Origin of the sequence: Corallococcus sp. AS-1-12, from assembly GCF_020036995.1 — a bacterium.
Lineage (GTDB): Bacteria > Myxococcota > Myxococcia > Myxococcales > Myxococcaceae > Corallococcus.
Genome location: NZ_JAIQDD010000022.1, coordinates 127,304 through 149,224 on the forward strand (window position 1 = coordinate 127,304; position 21,921 = coordinate 149,224).

Consider the following 21,921-nt stretch of genomic DNA (forward strand, 5'->3'; position numbering starts at 1 on the left):
GCCTTGTGCCCCGGCGTACGCGATCACGCCGGGCCAGGTTCCAGGACTCAACATCACGCGAAGAGGCCCCGTCCCCCGTGACAAACGCACGGTGGCGGGGCCTCTTGGTCGCGCTGCTTACGCTGGCCGGGTGCGCCCGGGGCCTACTTGCCTACTGCCCTGCCTACTTCTCCTGGCGGGCGGGGCAGCCCCGCTTGAGCGTGTACTGGTAGTAGCCGATCTCGTCGATCCAGAACTCGCCCTGGAAGCGCCAGTAGTTGTAGTCCGCGCCGGGCATCTTCGGGCGGTAGAGCGACTGGCGGGAGAGCAGCGCCTTCTGGTCCACGCCCTCGGAGAAGAGGTCCTTCTCATCCAGCGCCGTCTGCACGCGGATGATCTCCGCCTGGTCGGAGAAGGTGCGGAGGTTGTCCGCGGCCTCCTGGATGCGGTTCTTCGCGAGCGTGCCGCCCACCTGGAGCAGCGTGGTGCGGATGTCCTCGAGCGACGCCACCGTCTGCGCGGCGAACGGCGTCCCCCGCCACGGGCCCTCGCTGATGGCGCGCTTCTCCTGGTCCACGCGCGACAGGGTCCGCATCACTTCACGGATGCGCTCGTTGTTGCGGATCCACAGGTAGACGGCGCGCGGCAGGCGGCGGTTCTCGGAGGCCACCAGGTTGAAGGCGTTGATGGGCGCAACGTCCTCTCCGGTGAAGGGCTCCAGTTGCTTCGCCATGGGGCCGTAGCGCTCGTCGAACGCGGCGAGCGTCGTCTTCACCTCGTCGTAGAGGCACGAGTAGTAATAGACGGTGGCCTTGAGGATCCACGACTCGGGCTGGAAGGCGCCCTCGAACTGCGGCGCGTGCAGCGCCTGGAGGCTGCCCAGCGCGCCGCCGAAGTCCTCGTTCTGGAAGCGGGCGAAGCCGTTCTCGAACAGGGCCTGGTCCCAGAAGCGCGCGTAGCGGGGCACGCCTTCGTACGCCTTCACCGCGTCCGCGTACTCACCGCGGCGGTAGTGCACGCGGCCCAGGGCCAGGAGCGCCAGCTCGCGCGTCTCCGGCAGCTCCACCTGCGGCTCCTTCGTGTGGAGCACGGCCTGGAAGGCGGCGATGGCCTCCTTGTCCAGCGTGTCCCCCTCCCCCGGGCGGCCCGGGAAGCGCGGGTCCGCGAGCACGGTGCCCAGGAGGTAGCGGGCCTTCGCGTAGACGCGGCTGTCGGCGGGGACGGCCTCCAGCAGCGCGCGGGACTCCTCGAAGCGCATGCGGCGCTGGCTGGCGGTGCCGACCAGGTAGTTGATGCGCGCCAGCACCTCCTTGGGCAGCGTGACCCACTGGTCGCGCACCTCGTCGGTGTAGGCCTGGTTGAGGATGCTGGGGATGAGGTTCTGCTCATCCAGCCGCTGCTGCATGTCCACCAGCCCCTCGATGGCCTTGAGGTACGAGGGGTGCTTGGGGCCGGCGTTGACGATGGCCGCGTAGGAGATGAAGGCCGCGACGGGCAGGTCCTTCCTGGCGAAGGTCTGCGCCAGGTAGAACTCGGCCTTGCCCTTCAGGTCCGTGTCCTCCCCTTCCGCCAGCCGCGCGAAGAGGGGGGCGGCGGTGTCCAGCTTGCCTTCGTTGAAGGCGGACAGCGCGCGGTTGTAGGTGCCCACGTCCTGCTGGGCGAGGGCCACCGAGGGCACGGCGAGGGGCCCGAGGACGACGAGGAGCCGGAGCAGTCGGGACATGGTTAGAAGAGCACCGAGAAGCCAGCGTAGAAGCTGACGTTGTTGAGGACGTCCGACGAAGGCTCGGCGACGAGGTCCCTCCCGAGGATGATGTCCTCGCGGTAGTTCTTCTTCGTCTTCGGGTCCACGCCGTCGAACTTGGACACCTTGCAGCCGCCGCTCAGGTTGAGGCCGTCGAAGGGCTGGTTGGCGGCGCGCGCGGCCTCCAGCGCCTCGAAGTCCGCCAGGTTGCAGCCATCCACCCGGTCCACGCGCGCGGTGTAGATGAGGTCGCGCACCTCCAGGCGCAGGGCGTAGTGCTCGCCGAACTGCACGCGGAAGCCGCCGCCCACCTCCCCCAGGAACTTGTTGCCCGTGTCGCCAAAGCGCGCGGGCACCTGGTACGTCTGCCCGTCCACCTCGTTGGCCACCTCCGGGCGGATGAGGTGGCGCGTCTTGCCAATGCCCGCGCCGCCCGAGAGCACCACGCTGAACTGCGCCAGCGAGTTGTTGAAGAAGGCGAACTTGCCGTAGAGCGGCGTGACTTCGACGCCCGCGTGCGCGCCCCACTGGAGCAGCAGCGACGACGCGGCCTGGGCCTGCTCGCGCACCTTGTCGATGAGCTCCAGGTTGAAGTCGCTCTCGTCGGAGTACCAGTTGTACTGGCCGCCCACCTGGAGGGCGAAGTTCTCCTGCAGGTGGTAGACGTAGCTGAGCGCGGTGCCCACGTGGTTGGTGAACTTGCCGTTCACCTGCACGGCGGCGGGATACAGCACCAGCTCGTGCTTGCCCTCGTCCGCGAAGCGCTTCTTCTGGACGATGTGGACGTTGACGTTCGGGTTGTAGAGCGGCGCGCCATTCACCAGCCGCTGCTGCTGCGCGTCCGTGGTGCGCGGCGCTTCATGGGTGTCCAGCACCGGCGCGTCCGTGGGCTGCGTGGCGGCCGGCGCCTGGGCCTCCGGAGCCTGGGCGCGGTCCGCGTCATCCTCCTCCGTGACGGCGGGCGCGGACGGCGTGGCCGGCGCGGCTTCGGGCTGGGACTGGGGCACGGCCGGCGCGTCGCGCTCGGTGCGCTGGCGCTCCGGCGGCTCGGCCGGTGAAGGAGAGGCCGGCGCGGTCGCATCCGGACCCGGAGCGGCCGGCGGCTGCGCCGGAGAGGCGCCTTGCGCGAACGCGAGGGCAGGCACCGCGGCAACGAGGAGCGCGATGGAACGGAAGGGTCGCATAGGAAGGGGTCAGAAAGTGAAGGTGTAGCCGAGGTCGAACTGCACCAGGTGCGTGAGGCCCGGGCTGCTGGCGGGCTCACCGGTGGTCCGGCCAGCCTCCCAGTCGTCGCGCAGCAGGTTCACGCGGTAGCTGTCCTTGAAGATCCAGTCGCGCAGCTCCAGCCGGATGCCGTGCTGCTCATTGATGAAGAAGCGGAAGCCCAGCGCGGCGGACACCACCGGCGCCACGCGCGACTCCTTCACCCAGTAGTTCTCCGTGGCGCTGCCCCGGTCATCCACGGCCGTGCGGTTGTCACAGACGCCCGCGGCCCGGTCCACGACCTGGGTGCACTGGATGACGGACTGGCGCTTCAGGTTGGTGAGGCCGCCGCCCGCCCAGAGGTACGTCTGGAAGTGCACCGGGATGTCCGCGACCAGGGAGATCTTCCCGTAGATGGGAGCCCACCGGGCGCCGACGACGCCGTGCAGGTTCATCCGCCACATGTCCTCCAGCTCGTCCGTGACGCGCTTGTCCTCGCGGTCCAGGAAGGACTCGGAGATGGAGCGCGCCAGGCCCGTGTGGCGGCTGGCGGCGTAGCCCGCGCGCGCCTCCAGCGCGAACGTGTCGAACAGGTTGTAGGCCAGCCCGACGTCGAAGAAGTAGTGCGCCGTCAGGTGCGTCTGCACGGGCAGGCCCACGGACAGGGACAGCTCCGGATGGCCCGCGGGCTTGTAGAGCCGGTTGCGGACGACCGCCGAGTCCAGGACGCCGTCTTCCTGTGCGGCGGCGCCGAGCGCCGTCAGCGAGAGGCTCAGCGCGGCGAAGACGCGAAGCGTGCGTGCGTTCATATCTCCTGCCCGGCCCGGGGGTGGGCCGTTGGGTGATCCGGAAAAGGCGACCCGTCTGCTTGGACGGCGAGGCTCCGGCGTGGGACAGCGATGTGAGCACGGCGCCCATTCACCGCAAGCGGATCCCAGCGGCAGTCGGTAAAGTTTTCGCCCTTTGCCCCCAGGGCGACCAGCACTCAACGTTTCCACGCGGATGCGAGGCCTCGAGGCCCCGCGCGCGACGCGCGAAACACACCGTGCCCGGAAACGACGAACGCCCCGCCCGGCCACCCGAAGGTGCCCGAAGCGAGGCGTTGAATGGGGCGCGGTGTGAAGCGCCCCGGCGTCAGCGGCTGCGAATTACTTCGCGGCCTTGTGCTGCGCGCGCATGGCCACCTTGATGGAGGGGCGCACGATGACGATGCCGTCGTTGTGGCCGGGGACCGCGCCCTTCACGAGCACCAGGCCCTTCTCCACGTCCACGTCCACCACGGTCAGGTTCTGCGTGGTGACGCGCTCGACGCCGTAGTGACCCGGCATCTTCTTGTTGGGGTACGTACGGCCCGGCGTCTTACGCTGACCGATGGCGCCCGGGTGACGCTGGTACTCGTGCGTACCGTGCGTCTTGGTCTGCGAGCCCTTGAAGCTCCAGCGGCGCATGACGCCGGAGAAGCCGCGGCCCTTGGTCACGCCGGTGACGTCCACCAGCTCGCCCTTGTTGAACATGTCCGCCTTGACGGCGTCGCCCACGTTGAAGCCCGCGGCCTCCTCGGCCGTGACGCGGAACTCGCGCAGGTGGCGGCGCGGCGTGGCGCTGGCCTTCTTGAAGAAGCCGAGCTGCGGCTTGTTCAGGATCTTCTCGCGGATTGCGCCAAAGCCCACGGTCACCGCGGAGTACTGATCCTTCTCCGGGGTGCGCTTGCCGACCACCAGACAGGTGTTGACGTCGATGACCGTCACCGGAACGAGGTTGCCCTCGTCGTTGAACACCTGGGTCATGCCGATCTTCTTGCCAATCAGACCCTTCACGTCGTCCTCACAGCGAGCGCCCGTGGCGCTGAAAGCCCAATGAAATCAATGAACTGAACTGGCCTACACGCGTACCCGCGGCCGCCAGGAAGCGGCGCAAGATAGCAAACACGTCCCCTACGTCAAGCACCAAGGGTGGGCGTACCCCTCACTGCGCGACATCCAACCGCGGGTAGAAGGGGTTCAACTGCCCGTCCGCGATGCGCTGGGCATACACCTCTTCGCCGAGGAGGAACAGGGCCTGATCCAGATAATCTTCCGCGCCCTTGATCTCCTCCTCCTTGGTGGCGATGGCCTGGTCGAGCTCCGCCATGCGGGCGTCGTGCTGCTGCTTCTGCTCCTCCGCGGCGTCCTCCAGCTCGATCAGGCGCTTGTGCGCCAGGATGCCGGCCGCGCCGGGCTGGCCGGGGGTGGGCGTGAGGGCGGTGGCCAACTGGGCCTCCCAGTCCTCCACCTCGCGGGCCAGGCGCATCTGGGCGATGCGGTTCTTCTTGAGGTTCTGCTTGGCGGCGTCCAGCTTCACCGGATCCTGGGTGGTCATCTCCAGGTCCGCGAGCTTCGCCTCCAGCTTCTTCAGGCCCACGATGGCGTAGCGCAGGTCGGCGCGGCGGGTGGCCAGCGTCTTGCGCAGCCCCTTCACCTTGCCCTCCACCGCCGTCACGGCCTTCTGGAACCGGCCGGTGATCTCCTTCTGGGCGGCGCACTCGTCCTCGTGCTGCGCCAGGAAGTCCTGATAGGCCACGTCCTCGTCGTTCATCTCCGCTTCCAGGGCCGCCAGTTCGTCCCGGCGCGCCTCCAGCACCTCTTCGGCGCGGTAGACGCGTTCCATGGAGCGGGGGCAGTTCGGCTTGCCCGGGAGGACGTCCCGGGCCAGGTCGCCGAGCTGGAAGATGAGATCGTTGTAGCTCTCCTTCGCCATGGGCGGATTCATACGCCCAAGACGCCAGGACTGTCACCGGCCGAGCGCATTCCCGCGCCCGGCCCCGGCCTCCGGCCTCAGGAATCCGCGGGCGCCGCGACGGCCTGGGACTCGCCCCGCCGCACCGCCGCCAGGGCCCCTTCCGCCAGGGCGAGCAGCTCCCGGGCCCGGTCCTGCTCCTCGGTGCGGTTCAGCTCGCACACCCAGGCGGAGGACAGGTCCGCGTGCTGGCGCGCCATCTCCGCGGTCGTCTCATAGCGCGCGGCCGACGCCCGGGCGAAGGCCCCCTCCCGGCGCAGCTCCAGGACCGTGTCCGGATCCAGATCGATCTCCTCTGGGGGCACCGGCAGCGGCCCGCGCCCCAGCGCCGCCAGGCGGGCCAGGAGCCGTGATGCATGGGCGCGGCAGAAGGCGGCCAGCACCATCAGGCGCGCCCGGACCCGCGCGTCGTTCATGCGCTCCGCCAGCCCCGTCATACGACGGGCCGACACCACTTCTGCTTCCCACGCGGCGGCCAGTGCGGCTGCCAGCCGGGTATGCCTCGCTCCCATCAGCGTCCCTCCCCCACCCTCGTGAGACGCAAGCTAGGAACGCTGTTGGTGCAATTCAACCGACCGCGCGAGCAACCATCCAATATAGGCCGACCCCCGCGAGGCAGATGGATGACAGGCGCACAACCTTCGAGTGCAACCGGGGCCTGCGCTGGACGATTCGCAGCACGGGAACCAGGAAGGCCACCACCGCCGCCTGCCCCACCTCCACCCCCAGGTTGAAGCCCACGAGCGCCGGCACCACGCCCGTCCCCAACCCGAGGTTTCCGAGCACGCTCGCGAAGCCCAGCCCGTGCACCAGGCCGAACAGGAAGGTGAGCCCCGCGCGGTGTCCGTGCCGGCGCAGGAACAGGTTCTCCAGCGCCATGTAGAGGATGGACGCGGCGATCGCGGCCTCGGCCCACCGCGTGCCCCGCGCGTCCAGCGTCACCAGGCCCAGGGCCGTGAGCGCCAGGGTCAGCGAGTGCGCCAGGGTGAAGGACGTCACCAGCAGGAGGATCCGCCGGAGCGAGCCGCCCACCAGCAGGACGGCGAAGAGGAACAGGAGATGATCCGCCCCGGCCAGGATGTGGCGGATGCCCTCGCCCACCCAGCCGGCGAACCCTTCCACCGCCCCGGGCGCGACCTCCACCTCATGGGCGTGGACGGCGGCCGGCCCCAGCAGGAGCAGGGCCAGCCACAGCACCCGGACCGGGGGGAACGGCTTCATCGCGCGGAGGAGCCTGCCCTCCGCGCGCCCTGCCCGTCCACTACTCGCGCACGAACTCCAGGTGCACCTGCTGGCGGCCGGAGAGCCCGCCGTGGTGCGCGCCGCAGCGCGGACAGACCAGCGGCTGATCCCACTCCCACTGGGCCTGCACCTCTTCGCCGCAGCAGACCATGGGGAGCGGGCGCAGCATCTCCTCGTCCGGGGGCAGCGGCCGGGGCAGCGGCTCCGGCGCCACGGAGACGAAGGTGGGCCGCGGGTTCTGGGACAGCGTGCGCTGCACGTACGCCAACTGCTCGTAGCGCACGTGGTTGGCCCACGCGCGCGCCATCTGCTCCACGTGCGCGGACTGCTCCGGCGTGAGCCACGCGTCCGGCAGCGCGCGGTGGCCGCAGTACAGGCAGTGCCACGCGGGCAGCTCCTCCGCCGTGTACGCCTCGTGGAGGTTCTCGAAGGGGAAGTAGCCCGCGAGCAGCCGCTGGAGCATCCCCGCGTCGTGGCGGCTGGGCCGCGTCTTGAAGGAGCGCTGGCACCGGGGACACTCACGCCGCACGAAGCCCGCCTTGTCCCGCGGCAGCTCCAGCCACGCCATGTCCAGCTCCGGCGGGTTCACGCCAGCCCCCGCCGGCGGCCCAGCGACGCGACGGCCAGCACGAACGCGACGAGCGAGAACACCAGGAGGAGGTGCACCCACTGCCCCTCCGTCGAACCGGTGATCAGCCCCATCACCCACAACACCATCAAGATGATGCCCATGGTCCAGTACACGCCACGCCTCCCGCCACGCAGGGCCCCGAAAGTCAGACCGGGCGCAAGCTAGGAACGCGGAGGCGGCGCGGCAACAGGTGGAGCTTTCTGCAGGGTCAGGTTGGGAAACAAACTTCCCAGCCCGGGCATTTTTTCCGGCTGCCGTGGGCAGCGCCCGCCCCGTTTCAGCCCCTCTCTTAAGGATCCGTAAGGCAGCCAGCGCACGCCACGTACGCTGGCACGTTGCCTGCTTAGCCGCTGGGTGTGGGCGAGTCAGCGGGCGCGGGCGGTTGGGGCGCCAGGGGAGGGCGAGATGCGGGGTTGGACGGTGGCGATGGTGGCGGCGGCGATGCTGGTGGGGGCGGACGCGGTGGCTTTCCCGGTGCAGGTGGCGGTGGGTGCCCAGGGTGAAGCGCCGGACGTCGCGGCCCTGAGGGCGCAACTGGCGGAGAAGGACGCGCAGCTCAAGGCCGCCCTGGCCCGGCTGCAGCAGTACGAGGACGAGGCGGACTACCTCCGCGCGGAGCAGATGGGCGTGGCCGAGGCCGTGCGCGCCTCCGGGCTCCCGGAGCGGCAGCAGCGCCGGCTGGCGGTGGCCATCGTGCGCGAGGCGGAGCGCAACAACCTGGATCCCCTGCTGGTGGTGGCGCTGATCCGCTGCGAGTCCTCCTTCAACAACTACGCGGTGTCCGGCGTGGGCGCCATGGGCCTCATGCAGGTGATGCCGGACACAGGCAAGTACCTGGCGGAGAAGTCCGGCTGGCGGCTGGGCCGCCACACCAACCTCTTCGACTTCGAAACCAACGTGAACCTGGGCACCGCGTACCTGGCGGACCTCATCAACCGCTTCGGCTCCGTGGAGGGCGCGCTCGTCGCCTACAACGCGGGTCCCGGGCTGGCCAAGCGCATCCTGGCCAAGAAGGAGAACCGGGTGAAGTTCATGGCCGGCTACCCCGCCAAGGTCGTGAAGGAGTTCCGCAAGCTGAAGGCCCAGCAGGAGCGCGCCATCAGCCTGCGTGCCGAGCAGACGACAACCGACCGCAAGGGTTGACCGCTGCGCGACACGTCATCCGCTTGCTCGCCAACACTCCGGCGGAAGTTGCATGCCCGCCACTAACCTGATCGCCGGTGAAGGTGCACTGTCCGGCTCCGGCTGTGCACCCCACCCCCCGGTGGAAACCTGGATCACCCCTGTGGTCCGGAAACGTGCGTCAGCCGCCATCAACATCGCGAGCTGCACACACGTGCACACCTCAGCGGGAGCGCGGATCATGACGGGGCTTCGGATTCATCGGGAGGAGGCGGCGGGTCGGGTCACCCTGCGCCTGGAGGGAACGCTGGACGGCCAGACGGCACAGGAGCTGCGCAACTCGCTCCAGGCGCTGGGCCAGAGCGAGGTCGTGCTGGACTTCGCGCACCTGCGTGAGTTCAAGGACAGCGCGGTGGGCATCCTGACGCACGGGCTGAAGGACGGCGCCGTGGAGCTGCGCGGGCTGGCCACGCACCAGGAGCGGATGTTCCGCTACTTCGGCGTGCTGTCCTCGCCGGCGACGCACCGGGCCTACTACACGCCCGAGGACATCCTCTCCGTCTGAGGGTGATGGGCCCTCCGGGCCACGTGCATCCCCGGCAAGCGCCCGCGCCTCCACGGCAGGCGGGCATCCGGCGTGGAACACGGGCGGCCTGGAGGGGTGCCGGCGGGCGTTCGCCTGGGCTAGAGTCCGCGCCCAGATGACCCAGCCCGCTCGCGTCCTCGGTCCAGTTGAAACCCCTGCTTCCGCGCGCGCGGTGATGGAGCGGCTCGCCGCCCAGCTTGGCCGCGCCGTGCAGGGCAAGCCGGAAGAAGTGCGGCGCGTCGTCACGTGCGTGGTGGCCGGCGGGCACCTGCTGCTGGAGGACATGCCCGGCGTGGGCAAGACGACGCTGGCGGAGGCGCTGGCCCGCGCGTGCGCCCTGTCCTTCTCCCGCATCCAGTTCACCGCGGACCTGCTGCCGGCGGACATCCTGGGCGCGCAGGTGTTCCACGCGCAGACGGCCACCTTCTCCTTCCGGCCCGGGCCGCTGTTCCGGCAACTGGTGCTGGCGGACGAGCTCAACCGCGCGCCCCCGCGCACCCAGTCCGCGCTCCTGGAGGGCATGGCCCAGGGCCAGGTGTCGCTGGACGGGCAGACCCACGCGCTGCCCTCCCCCTTCACCGTGGTGGCCACCCAGAACCCGGTGGACTTCTCCGGCACCTACCCGCTCCCGGACTCGCAGTTGGACCGCTTCCTCGTGCGCCTGTCGCTGGGCCACCCGGCGCCGGACGTGGAGGCGCGCCTGCTCACCACGCGCGGCGCGGCGTCCCCGCTGCCGTCGGTGGAGGCGGTGACGGGGCCGGAGGAGCTCGCGTCGCTGCGTGACTTCGTCCAGGACGTGAGGCTGGACGCGGCGGTGGCGGACTACGTGGTGCGGCTGGCGCGGGCCACGCGCGAGCACGGCGACCTGGAGCGCGGCGCGTCCACCCGCGCGGTGCTGGCGCTGGGGTCCGCGGCCCGGGCCCAGGCCCTGTGGGAGGGGCGCGACTTCGTCACCCCCGGCGACGTGCGCGCCATGCTGGTGCCCTGCTGGGCGCACCGCGTGCTGCTAAGGAGCGCCGTGCAGGGCGTGTCCGCGCGGGACGAGGCGGCGCACCTGGTGGAGGAGATCGCCCGCAAGGTGGCGGCGCCCCGGTGAAGGCCCCCGCCCGCCCTCCCCTCAAGGCGCGGCTGCGCGCCCTCCTCCGTCCGCCGCGCACGCTGTCGGTGACGAAGGTGGGCCGCACGTACCTGGTGGTGACGTTCGGCGTGGGGCTGGGCGCGCTCAACACGGGCAACAACCTGCTCTACCTGCTGCTGGGCCTGCTGCTCAGCATGGTGGTGGTGTCCGGCGTGCTGTCGGAGCGCTGCCTGCGCGACCTGACGGTGCGCCGGGTGGGCGCGGACGCGGCGTTCGCGCGCGAGCCCTTCGCCTACCGCTGGGCGGTGTCGCGCAAGAAGGGGCACGGCTTCGCGCTGACGTTCTCCGAGGACCTCTCCCCGCTCACCGGCACCGGGAAGCTGGGGTACCTGCCCGCGGGCCAGGAGCACATCGTCCGGGCGGACCTGGCCGCGCCGCGCCGGGGCCCGGTGCGCCTGTCAGGCGTGCGCGTCACCACCACGTGGCCCCTGGGCCTGTTCGCCAAGACGCGCGTGTTCTCCCTGGAGGGGACGCTGCTCGTCTATCCGCGCCGCGGCTACGCCTGCAAGGAGCCGGGGCCCGCGCAGAAGGGCCCCCGGGGCGAGGCGGGCAGCCCGCGCCACCTGGACGGCACCGGCGACGTGGCGGGCCTGCGCGAGCTGGGCGCGAACGAGGACGCGCGCCGCGTCCACTGGCTGAAGAGCGCCGCCGTGGGGCGCCTGCTGAAGGTGGAGCGCGAGCGCGAGGAGCGCCGCGTCTGGAAGCTCGCGCTGGAGCCGGGCCTCACGGGCGACGCGCTGGAGCGCCGCTGTGAAGAGGTCGCCGCCCAGGCGCACCAGCTCCTGGACGCGGGACACGAGGTGGGCCTCCAGTTGCCGGAGCACGCGCTGCGGCCCGCGGCGGGGGCCTCGCAGGAGCGGCGCATCCTCCAGGCGCTCGCGTGGGTGGGCTTCGAGGGCGCGGACGCAGGGGCGGACTCGCGGGAGGCGGCGTGAAGCGCCCCTTGAGGCTGCGGCTCGCCCTGCGCGACCTGGCGGCGGGCTTCGCCTTTGGCGCGATGGCCATGTCCGGCCAGCTCCCCGTCTGGGTGCTGGTCCTCTTCCTGGGGGCGCTGGTGCTGGCGCTGTTCGACGTGCGGCTCGTCGCGCGCTTCCACCGCCTGTCCGCGCTGGGGCTGCTGGTCGTGGCGGTGCTCCTGGGCCTCCAGTTGACGTCCGGCGCGATGAACGCGGTGGTGGCGGCGTGCTCCTTCGCGAGCCTCATCGCCGCGCAGCGGATGCTGTCCACGCCGAACGCCGCGGCGGAGGGCCAGACGCACCTGACGGGCCTCCTGATGGTGGCCGGTGGCGCGGCGCTGTCCGGCGACATGACGTACGCGCTGTGCCTCATCGCCTTCGGGGTGCTGGCCAGCCTGTCGCTGGCGCTGGGCGTGGTGGAGGCGGCGGTGCCGGACGGCGAGCCCGTGCCGGTGCGCGCGGTGCTGCGGCCGCTGTCCACGGGCCTGATGTTCGCGGTGGCCGGCGCGGTGGCCTTCTTCGTCCTCTTCCCCCGGCTCAACTGGGCCATGGTGGGTCCGCGCTCGGCGCCGGGCCTGGGCGCGGTGAGCAGCGCGGGCTACTCCAACACCGTGCGGCTGGGCGGCGCGGGCACCATCAAGGGCAACCCGCGCGTCGTGCTGCGCGCCACGCTCACGCCGGACCCGGGCCGCGAAGCGCTGGACGCCTACTGGGTGGGCCGCACCTACGACACCTTCGACGGCATGGAGTGGACCAACGTCGTCGGCGCGCAGCAGACGGAGCGGCAGATCACCCTGCGCCCCGCCAGCGACACGCTGCTCCACCAGCGCATCGAGCTTCTGCCCGCCTACGGCGCCCGCACGCTGATTGCCCTGGAGATGCCCTCGCGGCTGGGCAACGCCATGGCCCACACGCCCACCGGCACCCGGGGCAGCCCCGTGCAGCTCCAGGGCGGGGGCGAGGTGCGCTTCACCGTCAGCGCGCCCTCGTACACCTATGAGGCCTACAGCCTGCCGCCGGACGCGAAGGCGGGCCTGTCCCCCGGCCTGGTCCAGGCGGAGCGCGACCAGCTCCTGGCGCTGCCGGAGCACCTGGACCCGCGCGTCGCCCAGCTCGCCGCGCAGGTGCTCCAGGGAGAGAAGGAGCCGCTGGCCGCAGCGCGCAAGCTCGCCGCCTTCCTGCAGCGGGACTACGGCTACACGCTGGAGCAGGCGGGCACGCCGGAGGATCCGCTGGCGGAGTTCCTCTTCGTGCGCAAGGCGGGCCACTGCGAGCACTTCGCCACCGCGCTCACGCTGATGCTGCGCACGCAGGGCATCGGGGCGCGGCTCGCCACGGGCTTCTACGGCGGCACGCGCATGGACGGCGGCTACCTGGTGCGCGCGGGCGACGCGCACGCCTGGACGCACGTGCTCGTCCCGGGGCGCGGCTTCATCACCGTGGACGCGACGCCGCCGTCGAACCGCCCGAGCCAGGGCTCCGCGCTGCTGGAGAACCTGCTCGCCTTCTATGAAGCGGTGGAGGCGCGCTGGCGAAACTCCGTCGTGGACTACTCCTTCCGCGACCAGTTCGAGCTGGCCCGGGCCCTGGTCCGCCCGCCGCGCCGCGCGCCCGGCGCCCCCGCGAACAACGCCCCCAGCCGCCTGCCCCCGCCGCGCGCATGGGTGACCGCCGCCGTCGTGGCCTTCGCTGTCTGGCGCGCGGGCCGCTTCGTCTCCCGCTGGACGGGCCGCGCCCCGGTGCTGGAGGCCACGCGCTTCCTCGACCGGGTGGACGCGGCGCTCCAGAAGGCCCGGGTGCCGCGCCTCGAACACGAGTCGCTGGAGGACCTGACCACGCGCCTGGCGCGCGACGGCCACCCGCTGGCGCTGGCGCTGACGCCCCTCACCCGCCGCTACCTGGAGGCCCGCTTCGGCGGCCGTGCCCTGCGCGAGGGAGAGGCCGAGCACCTGCTCGCCACCCTGCGCCGCGCGCTGGACGCGGAGGCCGCCCGCCGCGCCGTGAAACCGGACGGACAGGCGGGCCCTACCGCCCGCGCATCCTGAGCGGAAGAGAAGTGCCCTCCGGACGGAAGCGGGCTTCCGTCGCCGGTCGCCCGCCCTCCCCAGGGACGCGCGGCCGAGGTGGAGAAATGTCTCCACCCACGCCACCCCACGCCATTAAGCGTTTCAGCGAAACCCCATTCGCGAACGTCATGGCGACGTGCGCTCGAGGGCCGTGCGCCGTGCATTTTCTCCCCTCGCAGACCCGCGGATTTCCTACCGGCCACGGGTAACGGTTACAGACCGTTGCCAGCAGACGCCCACCTGTGTCCTGCAACCCCTCGGAGACACACGCGAATACATCCAACCCTGGTTGGCATCCCGGTTGCTCAGGGCAGACACGTCAAGTTGTAGGACTTGAACCCAGAGCACCTTTCAAGCGCCTCCGCCGCGGCAGGAGGCCCGATTTGGAGAATCCATCCATGCAGGCATCGACCGAGCAGTCGTCCAATTCTGGCTCCCTCGCGATGTATCTCTCGGAGATCAACCAGTACTCGCTCCTGAAGGTGGAGGAGGAGCAGGAGCTGGCGCGCCGGTTCATCAAGGGGGACCTGGCCGCGGGCCACCGCCTGGTGACGAGCAACCTGCGCTTCGTGGTGAAGGTCTCCTACGAGTACCGCTCCTACGGCATCAAGATGTCGGACCTCATCCAGGAGGGGAATATCGGCCTGATGAAGGCGGTGCAGAAGTTCGACCCGGACAAGGGCATCCGCCTCATCTCGTACGCGGTGTGGTGGATCCGCGCGTACATCCAGAACTACATCCTGAAGAGCTGGTCGCTGGTGAAGCTTGGGACCACGCAGGCGCAGCGCAAGCTGTTCTTCAGTCTGGCCCGCACGCGCCGGGAGCTGGAGAAGCTGGGCAGCGGCGAGGCCGTGGTGAACGTGGATGAGATTGCCAGGAAGCTCCACGTGAAGCCCGGCGAGGTGCGTGAGATGGAGCAGCGCATGGGCGGCCGGGACTTGTCCCTGGACGCGCCCATGGGCGAGGACGGCGGCAACAGCCACGTGGACTTCGTGGTGAGCGCGGCGGCGCCCCAGGACGACGAGTTCGCGGACAAGGAGGAGGCGGGCCTCATCAACAACCGCGTCCGCACCGCCCTCATGCGCCTGGACCCGCGCGAGCGCTTCATCATCGAGCAGCGCGTGATGAACGAGCGCCCCATGACGCTCAAGGAGCTGGGCGAGCACTTCGGCTTCTCCCGCGAGCGCGCGCGCCAGTTGGAGATCCGCGCCAAGGACAAGCTCAAGTCGGAGCTGGCCGCCCTGATGGCGGAGGTGGATCCGGAGACGCTCTCCGCCCAGGGCTGAGGGGCAGTTTTCGCACCCCGGCGGAGACCCTGCTACAACGGGCCCCCTGATTTCCTGTCAGGAGTGCCTGCTTGTCCCACGGTTCCCCGCCGGTCGTCGATGATCGCGTCCCCCTCGCGGAGGCGCATGGCGCCGCCCCGCACAAACCCTATGTGCCCCCCGAGCAGTCGCCCGCGGAGCTGACCCTCCGAGGCCTGGTGCTCGGGTCGGTGCTGGGCATCGTGTTCGCGGCGTCGTCCGTGTACCTGGCCATCAAGGTCGGCCTCACGGTGTCCGCGTCCATCCCGGTGGCGGTGCTCTCCATCGCCATCTTCCGGGCCCTGGGGCGCTCCAGCATCCTGGAGAACACCATCGTCCAGACGACGGGCTCCGCGGGTGAGTCGCTCGCGTTCGGCGTGGCGGCGGCGCTGCCCGCGCTGCTGATTCTTGGCTACGACATCAGCCTCACGCACGCGTTCCTCACCGCCGCGCTGGGCGGCGTGCTGGGCGTGCTGATGATGATCCCCCTGCGCCAGGGCCTCATCGTCCAGGAGCACGGCAAGCTCACCTACCCGGAGGGCACCGCCAGCGCGGACGTGCTGATCGTCGGCGAGCAGGGCGGCACCAACGCGCGCACGGTCATCCTGGGGTTCATCATCGGCGGCGTCTACAAGTTCGCCTACTCCGGGATGAAGCTCTTCAAGGAGGCCATCAGCGCGCCCATCAAGGGGCTCAAGGCGGCGGTGTTCTCCACGGAGGTGTCCCCGGAGCTGCTCGGCGTGGGCTACATCATCGGGCCTCGCGTGGCGGGCATCACCTTCGCGGGCGGCGTGCTCAGCTACCTCATCCTCATCCCGATGATCTCCTTCTTCGGCGGCGGCATGGAGACGCCGCTGCTGGTGCACAACGGGATGCTCATCAAGGACATGTCGCCGGATCAGATCCGCAACGCGTACGTGCTCTACATCGGCGCGGGCGCGGTGGCGACGGGCGGCCTCATCAGCCTCATCCGCTCCATGCCCACCATCGTGGGCGCCTTCAAGCGCAGCGTGGAGACGCTGCGCCAGTCGCGCACGCAGGGCGCCCTGCCCACGGTGCTGCGCACGGATCAGGACCTGCCGATCACGGTGGTGCTGGTGGGCAGCGCGCTGCTCATCCTGGCCATCTGGCTGGCGCCGCCGCTGCACGTGAACTTCATCTCCGCCATCCTCATCGTCATCTTCGGCTTCTTCTTCGTGACGGTGAGCGCGCGCATCACGGGGGAGATCGGCTCCTCGTCCAACCCCATCTCCGGCATGGTGGTGGCCACGCTGCTCGTCACCTGCCTCGTGTACCTGCTGTTCGGCTGGACGTCGTCGCCGGACCGCTTCATGGCGCTCACCACGGCGGCCATCGTGGGCATCGCCGCGTCCAACGGCGGCACCACCGCGCAGGACCTGAAGACGGCGTTCCTCGTGGGCGGCACGCCCAAGAAGCAGCAGATTGCCCTCTTCGTCGGCGTGCTCACCAGCGCGATGTTCATCGGCCTGGTGCTGGTGCTGCTCAACCAGGGCGCCACCGCGGTCATCCCGGAGGCGCACCCGAACGTGCAGGTGACGGAGCTGACGCAGGAGACGCGCACCCAGCACACCTACCGCTGGGCGGTGTCCCAGGACGCGCTCACCCAGCGCGGCATGACGCCCGAGAAGCTCAAGCGCTCGCTGTGGGCGGAGCGCATGGACGTGGCGCAGGTGGACGGCGCGCTGGAGCTGCGAAGCTGGCGCCCGGTGCCGGCCGAGCAGGTGTCCGGCCTCACGCTGTCCCCCGCCAACGGCCCGTCGCTGAAGCTGTCGGACGCGGGCGCCATCACCGCCGGTCCGGACCGCGTCTACAAGGAAGGCTTCGTGCGGGGCGCGGACACGCCCGTGCCCGCCGGCCGCTACCTGGTGGATGACCAGGGCACCATCCAGTACGTGGTGGACCCGGGCATCGGCGGCCGCATCAGCGAGTACGAGGGCCAGACGCTCACCCGCTACTCCGCGCCCAAGGCGCAGCTCTTCGCGCTCATCATCGACGGAATCCTCACGCAGCGGCTGCCGTGGGACCTGGTGCTGCTGGGCGTCTTCATCGCGCTGATGCTGGAGCTGTGCGGTGTGTCCGCCCTGCCCTTCGCGGTGGGCGTGTACCTGCCCATCAGCAGCACGGCCCCCATCTTCGTGGGCGGCATGGTGCGCCACTTCGTGGACAAGCTGCGCGGCGGCACCGCGGCGGAGTCCGAGTTCTCCCCCGGCACGCTGATGTCCTCCGGCTACATCGCGGGCGGCTCCATCGCGGGCGTGCTCATCGCCTTCCTGGAGATCGCCAGCGACGGGGCCTGGACGCGCGCCATCAACCTGCCCGCCCTCTTCGGGCATGAGGGCGCGGTGGGCTCCTTCCTCAACGCCGTGGGCGAGAGTGAGCTGGCGCACCCGACGTGGTCCAACGTCTGGGGCCTGGCCTTCTTCGCCGTCCTCACCGCGGTGCTGTTCCGCTCGGCCCTCAAGGGCAAGAGCGGCGCGGAGGCCCCGCCGCCGTCGCATTGACGGCGTGAAGTCCCCTCCCCGCTTGGAGTCCCGGGCGGGGAGGACCGGCTACAGCGCGGGCACCGACGGCGGCACCTCCGTGTCGCCGCCGGCGGAGTCCGCGCCTCCCTTCGCGCAGACGTACTCCGCGCGCAGCGGCGTCACGATGCCGAAGGTGAAGGCGTAGACGAACGGGCTCCACCACGGCCAGTACACGTCCACCCGGGACAGGCCATGCCGGCACTCCGCCGCGGCCACGTTGGACGTCGTCAGCCCCTCCACCAGGCTCACGCCCATCCGGGACTCCGGCGCGCCGTCGCGGGGCGCCGGGCTGCGCACGCTCATGCGGAAGCACCCCGTGAGGGACGCCAGGACCAGGGCGGACGCGGCCAGTCGCTTCATGGACGGGACTCCGGACAGCGAAGGGGCCCCTTGCGTAACACACCGGGGCTTCACCGCCAGTCCGCCCCTGTTCCCCAGGTGTCACGCCAACCCCCCGGATTCTGGGCGCTTCCTGAATTGGGTCCCGAACCTGGACGGGAGTACACTCGGGTCCCCCCCACCGGGGCCTTCCGCCCCCTCCGGATTCTTCAGGTTTCATGGCACAGCCCCAGAAAGTCACGGACGCGACCGCGGAGCCGGAGCAGTCACCGGAGGTCCGCGAGAAGGTGGAACTGGCGAAGACGTTCGCGTTCCACCTGCTCAAGGGCATCAAGCAGATTGGCATGTACCGCCACAACGAGGCGCGCTTCCCGGAGTTCCTCTCCAAGGCGCTGGAGGCCATCTCCGCGTACACGGAGAAGTTCGGGCCGCTCTCGCTGAAGGTGGAGCAGCAGAACTTCACGCTGCACGGCGAGGCGCTCTTCTCCGAGGAGTCGCCGCTGCCCTACAAGTTCTTCCGCGACGGCATCCGCCAGCTCATCTTCCGCCCGGGGCTGCCGCTGGAGGAGCTGGTCACCCTCACGCTCATCGCGCTGTCGGAGCCGGAGCGCGGCGCGGACGACGTGCTCGCGCAGTTGTGGCGCGCGGGCATGCAGCAGGTGGAGTACGTGGTGGTGGAAGGCTTCTCCATGGAGGGAGCCAACGAGGACGAGGTCCAGGTGGAGGTGGACAAGGTGGTGGGCTACCTCTACTCCCGCCTCCAGACGAACTCGGATGACTTCCTGCGCTTCGCGCGCGTGTCCGCGGAGGACCTGGACGCGAAGCTGGACGGCGTGGAGCAGATCCGCGGCCTCGTCGTGGGCGGCCGGCACGCCACGGACGACCTGAAGGCCCGCATCCAGCGCGAAATCACCGAAGAAGAGAACGCGCGCCTCTTCCCCAAGCTGGTGGGCGCGGTGTTCCAGGTGGTGGAAGGCGGCGTGGATGACGCGGCGCTGCTGGAGGAGATCTTCCTGCAGTTGTTGGACATGCTGCTGCTCCAGGACGACTTCGCCACGGTGAATCAAATCGTCCTCAAGCTGCGCGCGCTCTCCCAGCGCGAGGGTGGCGAGGACCTGGGGCGGCTGCTCAACAACTTCCTGCACAAGATGGGCGAGGAGCAGCGCCTCACGCGGATGGGCGAGTCGCTGAAGACGACGCGCACGCGGCAGCCACAGGACGTGACGCGCTACCTGCAGGCGCTGGGCGTGGACTCGGTGCTGCCGCTGCTCAGCGTGCTGGAGACCATCGAGCTGCCGGAGAACCGCGTGCTCCTGGGCGACGTGCTGGCCACGTTCGCGCGCGACCTGCCGGAGCCCTTCGTCGCGCGGCTCCTGTCGGACCGACCGCAGACGGTGCGCGACATGGTCTACATCCTGGAGAAGAGCAACCACCCGGAGCGGGTGAAGATGTTCGGCCAGGTGATGAAGAGCCCCAACCTGGTGGTGAAGCTGGAGGTCATGCAGATCATCGGGCGGGGCCGCACGGCGGAGGCCCGGCGCATCATCCAGGAGGCGCTCACCGACAGCGTCTCCCAGGTGCGCATGCTGGCCGCGAAGCTGTTGCCGGAGTTCGACCGCGAGAAGGCCTTCACGGACCTGGTGCGGCAGGTGCGCGAGCCGGGCTGGGACAAGAAGACGTCCGACGAGAAGGCCGCCTTCTACGCGGCCATCGGGGCCACCAACCTGCCCGCCGCGCTGTCCATGATGCAGCAACTGCTGGCGGTGAAGCCGTCGCTGCTCAACAAGCGGCGCGTGATGGAGGACAAGCTGCTGGCCATCACCGGCCTGGGCGGCGCGGGCTCCATCCAGTCCTACAAGATGTTGCAGGCCGTGGTGGAGGACAAGGCGCAGCCCGTGGAGGTCCTCACCGCGGCCCGCAAGGCGATGTACCAGACGCGCAAGGCCCTGTTCGGGGACTCGGCGCTCCCGGAAGAAGCGAGCTGACACCATGGCCGACAACCTGAAGATCAATCAGACCCAGGACGAGAACCTGGGGGAGTACGGTCGAGAGCACAACGAGAAGCTCCAGAACCTGTCGCGCTCCATGCTCGCGGGTCTCTACATGCTCGTGCGCTCGGTGAAGATGTATGACCCGGAGAACGCGGTCTTCGAGAAGCCGCTCCACCAGCTCCAGGACATCATCAACCAGATCATCGGCAAGGAAGGCCGGCTGGAGCTGACGGGCGTCAAGGACTCGTTCTACCTGAACGGCATGCTGGTGAAGGTGGACCTCAACTCCATCGAGAACCAGCGCTACCTGCTGTCGGAGCTGCGCGCCAAGGACGTGGGCGGCATCACGCTGACCAAGCCCGTCACCACGCAGGAGCTGAAGAACTTCGTCTGGATCTTCAGCAAGGAGCAGACCACCACCGCGGAGGAGGACGGCCTGCAGGGGCGCAAGCTCCTCAACATGCGCGTGGCGAAGTTCTCCAAGCTGAAGGAGAAGCTGAACAAGGACATGGACACGCCGGGCGACCAGAAGGTCGACCGCAAGAAGTACGCGATGACCGTGTACGCCCGCGCGGTGTTCTTCCTGCAGAAGTACCTGGAGTCCGTGCGCGCGGGGAAGCCCATCGGCTCCTCACGGGCGCTGCGCCTGGTGCAGGACTTCGTGGACATCTCCTTCGATCAGCGCACCCACTTCCTGGGCATGACGACGCAGAAGCGCGAGGAGGACTACCTCGTCTACCACCAGGTGAACGTGGCGCTGATGTGCATCGTCTTCGGCGCGGAGCTGGGGCTCACCAAGCCGCAGTTGCGCGACCTGGGCTACATCGCGCTCTTCCACGACGCGGGCATGACGACGCTGCCGGAGGAGCTGGCCACCAAGCGCGGCGCCCTCACCGCGGACGAGAAGACGACGGTGGCGCGCGCGCCGCTCATCAGCGTGCGCAACATCCTGATGGAGAAGGGCTTCAGCCGCTCCACGCTGCTGCGCGTGGTGACGACGTTCGAGCACAAGACGGACTACGGCACCGCGGTGCGGGACGCGCGCGGCAACATCCAGATGATCATCCCCAAGACGAACCTGGGGGTGTACGCGAAGATCATCGCCATCTGCGACGCGTACGACGCGCTCACCTCCCGCAGGCCCTACCGGGACGCGTACGGCCCGGAGGTGGCGCTGATGCTGATGTGGACGGAGATGCGCCAGAAGTTCGACCCGGAGCTCCTGGCCGTCTTCATGCGGGTGATGGCCATCCAGCCCATCAAGGTCCTCTCCCGCCGCCAGCAGCAGCTCAGCGTCTCCGGCCTGTAGCCTTCGCCGCCGGCTTCGCCTTCGTGGGAGGCCCGGCGGGGACGCTCGCCTCGCGCAGCACGGTGAGCGCCTTCTGGAAGTCCTCCGGCAGGGGGGCCTCCAGGTCCAGCGCCTTGTGGGTGCGCGGATGCTGGAAGGCCAGGCGCCACGCGTGCAGCGCCTGGCGGCCCAGCGCCTCCTGCGCTTCGGCCACCGCGCCCTTCGCCTTGCGGCCGGCGCCGTAGAGCGCGTCGCACAGGAGCGGGTGTCCGGCCTCCGCCAGGTGGACGCGGATCTGGTGCGTGCGGCCGGTGAGCAGGTCCACCTCCACCAGCGCGGCGCCTTCGAAGGCCTCGCGCACGCGGAACAGGGTGATTGCGGGCTTGCCCTCCTTCACCTTGCCGGTGAACTTCTGGCGGTGGATGGGGTGGCGGCCGTAGAGCGTCTCGATGCGGCCCTCCGCGGGCGGCACGCCGTGCACCAGGGCCAGGTACGTCTTCTGGACCTCGCGCGTCTTGAAGGCCTTCTGGAGCGCCACCAGGGCCTGCTCGTGCTTGGCCACGACGAGGCAGCCGGTGGTGTCCTTGTCCAGCCGGTGGACGATGCCGGGGCGCAGCTCGCCGCCCACGCCGGCCAGGTCCTTCACGCGGTGCAGGAGCGCGTTGACGAGCGTGCCGGACGCGTGGCCCGCGCCCGGGTGCACCACCATGCCGGCGGCCTTGTCCACGACGACGAGGTCCCGGTCCTCGTGCAGCACGGACACGGGCAGGGCTTCCGCCTGGGGGATGGCGGCGACGGGCGCGGGGACGTGGAGGTGCAGCAGCTCGCCCCCGCGCAGGCGCTGCGCGGCCTTGGCGGGCTTGCCGTCCGACAGCACGTGGCCGTCCGCGATGAGGCCCTGGAGGCGGGAGCGGGTGAGGTCCGGGAACGCGCGGGCCAGGTACGCATCCAGCCGCTCTCCCCGGGCTTCGGGGAGGGCGCGGTGCTCGCGCGTGTCGGGTGAAGTCACGGCGG

The 21,921-nt window shown here is 70.2% G+C and carries 20 protein-coding genes; 9 read left to right on the plus strand and 11 right to left on the minus strand.

Going from position 1 to position 21,921, the window contains the following annotated elements:
* Positions 1-163: 163 nt before the first annotated feature.
* The 9 genes from K8556_RS28080 to K8556_RS28120 all read right to left on the minus strand — a co-directional run bounded on the left by K8556_RS28080 (position 164) and on the right by K8556_RS28120 (position 7,675).
* Complete coding sequence (locus K8556_RS28080; protein ID WP_223743182.1) at positions 164-1,702, minus strand: lipopolysaccharide assembly protein LapB; 1,539 nt, start codon at positions 1,700-1,702, stop codon at positions 164-166.
* Positions 1,703-1,704: 2 nt separating this feature from the next.
* Positions 1,705-2,907: an outer membrane beta-barrel domain-containing protein gene (locus K8556_RS28085; protein ID WP_223743183.1), complete on the minus strand. Its 1,203-nt coding sequence runs from the start codon at positions 2,905-2,907 to the stop codon at positions 1,705-1,707.
* 9 nt (positions 2,908-2,916) lie between these two features.
* Positions 2,917-3,735, minus strand: a complete 819-nt coding sequence (locus K8556_RS28090; RefSeq protein ID WP_223743184.1) for an outer membrane beta-barrel domain-containing protein — start codon at positions 3,733-3,735, stop codon at positions 2,917-2,919.
* Between the two features lie 339 nt (positions 3,736-4,074).
* The gene (rplC, locus tag K8556_RS28095) at positions 4,075-4,743 is read right to left on the minus strand and encodes a 50S ribosomal protein L3 (RefSeq protein ID WP_223743185.1); all 669 of its coding nucleotides are present in this window, start codon (positions 4,741-4,743) and stop codon (positions 4,075-4,077) included.
* A gap of 148 nt (positions 4,744-4,891) precedes the next feature.
* Positions 4,892-5,662: a hypothetical protein gene (locus K8556_RS28100; protein WP_223743186.1), complete on the minus strand. Its 771-nt coding sequence runs from the start codon at positions 5,660-5,662 to the stop codon at positions 4,892-4,894.
* 77 nt (positions 5,663-5,739) lie between these two features.
* Positions 5,740-6,153: a hypothetical protein gene (locus K8556_RS28105; protein ID WP_223743187.1), complete on the minus strand. Its 414-nt coding sequence runs from the start codon at positions 6,151-6,153 to the stop codon at positions 5,740-5,742.
* 115 nt (positions 6,154-6,268) lie between these two features.
* Positions 6,269-6,922, minus strand: coding sequence for a HupE/UreJ family protein (locus tag K8556_RS28110; protein WP_223743188.1), 654 nt, complete (start codon positions 6,920-6,922; stop codon positions 6,269-6,271).
* Between the two features lie 40 nt (positions 6,923-6,962).
* Entirely contained in the window at positions 6,963-7,532 is a 570-nt protein-coding gene (locus K8556_RS28115) for a hypothetical protein (protein ID WP_223743189.1), read from the minus strand.
* Positions 7,529-7,675 carry a lmo0937 family membrane protein gene (locus tag K8556_RS28120; RefSeq protein ID WP_255652334.1) on the minus strand — a complete coding sequence of 49 codons (147 nt, stop codon included), beginning with the start codon at positions 7,673-7,675 and terminating at the stop codon, positions 7,529-7,531. The genes K8556_RS28115 and K8556_RS28120 overlap by 4 nt, the downstream gene beginning before the upstream one ends.
* A gap of 304 nt (positions 7,676-7,979) precedes the next feature.
* Here K8556_RS28120 and K8556_RS28125 point away from each other — a divergent pair, with 304 nt between their 5' ends.
* The 7 genes from K8556_RS28125 to K8556_RS28155 all read left to right on the plus strand — a co-directional run bounded on the left by K8556_RS28125 (position 7,980) and on the right by K8556_RS28155 (position 17,268).
* Positions 7,980-8,717 (plus strand): lytic transglycosylase domain-containing protein, encoded by a 738-nt coding sequence (locus K8556_RS28125; RefSeq protein ID WP_223743191.1) that lies wholly within the window; start codon positions 7,980-7,982, stop codon positions 8,715-8,717.
* 220 nt (positions 8,718-8,937) lie between these two features.
* Complete coding sequence (locus K8556_RS28130) at positions 8,938-9,261, plus strand: STAS domain-containing protein (RefSeq protein ID WP_223743192.1); 324 nt, start codon at positions 8,938-8,940, stop codon at positions 9,259-9,261.
* Between the two features lie 136 nt (positions 9,262-9,397).
* Positions 9,398-10,378, plus strand: coding sequence for a MoxR family ATPase (locus tag K8556_RS28135; protein WP_223743193.1), 981 nt, complete (start codon positions 9,398-9,400; stop codon positions 10,376-10,378).
* Complete coding sequence (locus tag K8556_RS28140; RefSeq protein WP_223743194.1) at positions 10,375-11,355, plus strand: DUF58 domain-containing protein; 981 nt, start codon at positions 10,375-10,377, stop codon at positions 11,353-11,355. Before K8556_RS28135 ends, K8556_RS28140 begins: the two co-directional genes overlap by 4 nt.
* Positions 11,352-13,421: a DUF3488 and transglutaminase-like domain-containing protein gene (locus K8556_RS28145; RefSeq protein WP_223743195.1), complete on the plus strand. Its 2,070-nt coding sequence runs from the start codon at positions 11,352-11,354 to the stop codon at positions 13,419-13,421. The genes K8556_RS28140 and K8556_RS28145 overlap by 4 nt, the downstream gene beginning before the upstream one ends.
* Before the next feature lie 419 nt (positions 13,422-13,840).
* Entirely contained in the window at positions 13,841-14,728 is an 888-nt protein-coding gene (locus tag K8556_RS28150) for an RNA polymerase factor sigma-32 (protein ID WP_223743196.1), read from the plus strand.
* 71 nt (positions 14,729-14,799) lie between these two features.
* A complete protein-coding gene (locus K8556_RS28155; RefSeq protein ID WP_223743197.1) occupies positions 14,800-17,268 on the plus strand; it encodes an OPT family oligopeptide transporter in 2,469 nt (822 codons plus the stop codon).
* Between the two features lie 48 nt (positions 17,269-17,316).
* On the opposite strand, the gene K8556_RS28160 is transcribed toward K8556_RS28155, so the two are convergent.
* Complete coding sequence (locus K8556_RS28160; RefSeq protein WP_223743198.1) at positions 17,317-17,649, minus strand: hypothetical protein; 333 nt, start codon at positions 17,647-17,649, stop codon at positions 17,317-17,319.
* 197 nt (positions 17,650-17,846) lie between these two features.
* Here K8556_RS28160 and K8556_RS28165 point away from each other — a divergent pair, with 197 nt between their 5' ends.
* Positions 17,847-19,613 (plus strand): HEAT repeat domain-containing protein, encoded by a 1,767-nt coding sequence (locus K8556_RS28165; protein WP_223743199.1) that lies wholly within the window; start codon positions 17,847-17,849, stop codon positions 19,611-19,613.
* A gap of 4 nt (positions 19,614-19,617) precedes the next feature.
* Positions 19,618-20,928 carry an HD-GYP domain-containing protein gene (locus K8556_RS28170; protein ID WP_223743200.1) on the plus strand — a complete coding sequence of 437 codons (1,311 nt, stop codon included), beginning with the start codon at positions 19,618-19,620 and terminating at the stop codon, positions 20,926-20,928.
* Here K8556_RS28170 and K8556_RS28175 read toward each other — a convergent pair.
* A complete protein-coding gene (locus K8556_RS28175) occupies positions 20,909-21,916 on the minus strand; it encodes an RluA family pseudouridine synthase (RefSeq protein WP_223743201.1) in 1,008 nt (335 codons plus the stop codon). The genes K8556_RS28170 and K8556_RS28175 overlap by 20 nt on opposite strands.
* Between the last annotated feature and the right edge of the window lie 5 nt (positions 21,917-21,921).

Coding starts and splice junctions, on each gene's coding strand:
- K8556_RS28080 (WP_223743182.1), bottom strand. CDS start 1,702: ATGTCCCGACTGCTCCGGCTCCTCGTCGTCCTCGGGCCCCTCGCCGTG.
- K8556_RS28085 (WP_223743183.1), bottom strand. CDS start 2,907: ATGCGACCCTTCCGTTCCATCGCGCTCCTCGTTGCCGCGGTGCCTGCC.
- K8556_RS28090 (WP_223743184.1), bottom strand. CDS start 3,735: ATGAACGCACGCACGCTTCGCGTCTTCGCCGCGCTGAGCCTCTCGCTG.
- K8556_RS28100 (WP_223743186.1), bottom strand. CDS start 5,662: ATGGCGAAGGAGAGCTACAACGATCTCATCTTCCAGCTCGGCGACCTG.
- K8556_RS28110 (WP_223743188.1), bottom strand. CDS start 6,922: ATGAAGCCGTTCCCCCCGGTCCGGGTGCTGTGGCTGGCCCTGCTCCTG.
- K8556_RS28120 (WP_255652334.1), bottom strand. CDS start 7,675: ATGGGCATCATCTTGATGGTGTTGTGGGTGATGGGGCTGATCACCGGT.
- K8556_RS28125 (WP_223743191.1), top strand. CDS start 7,980: ATGCGGGGTTGGACGGTGGCGATGGTGGCGGCGGCGATGCTGGTGGGG.
- K8556_RS28130 (WP_223743192.1), top strand. CDS start 8,938: ATGACGGGGCTTCGGATTCATCGGGAGGAGGCGGCGGGTCGGGTCACC.
- K8556_RS28135 (WP_223743193.1), top strand. CDS start 9,398: ATGACCCAGCCCGCTCGCGTCCTCGGTCCAGTTGAAACCCCTGCTTCC.
- K8556_RS28150 (WP_223743196.1), top strand. CDS start 13,841: ATGCAGGCATCGACCGAGCAGTCGTCCAATTCTGGCTCCCTCGCGATG.
- K8556_RS28160 (WP_223743198.1), bottom strand. CDS start 17,649: ATGAAGCGACTGGCCGCGTCCGCCCTGGTCCTGGCGTCCCTCACGGGG.
- K8556_RS28165 (WP_223743199.1), top strand. CDS start 17,847: ATGGCACAGCCCCAGAAAGTCACGGACGCGACCGCGGAGCCGGAGCAG.
- K8556_RS28170 (WP_223743200.1), top strand. CDS start 19,618: ATGGCCGACAACCTGAAGATCAATCAGACCCAGGACGAGAACCTGGGG.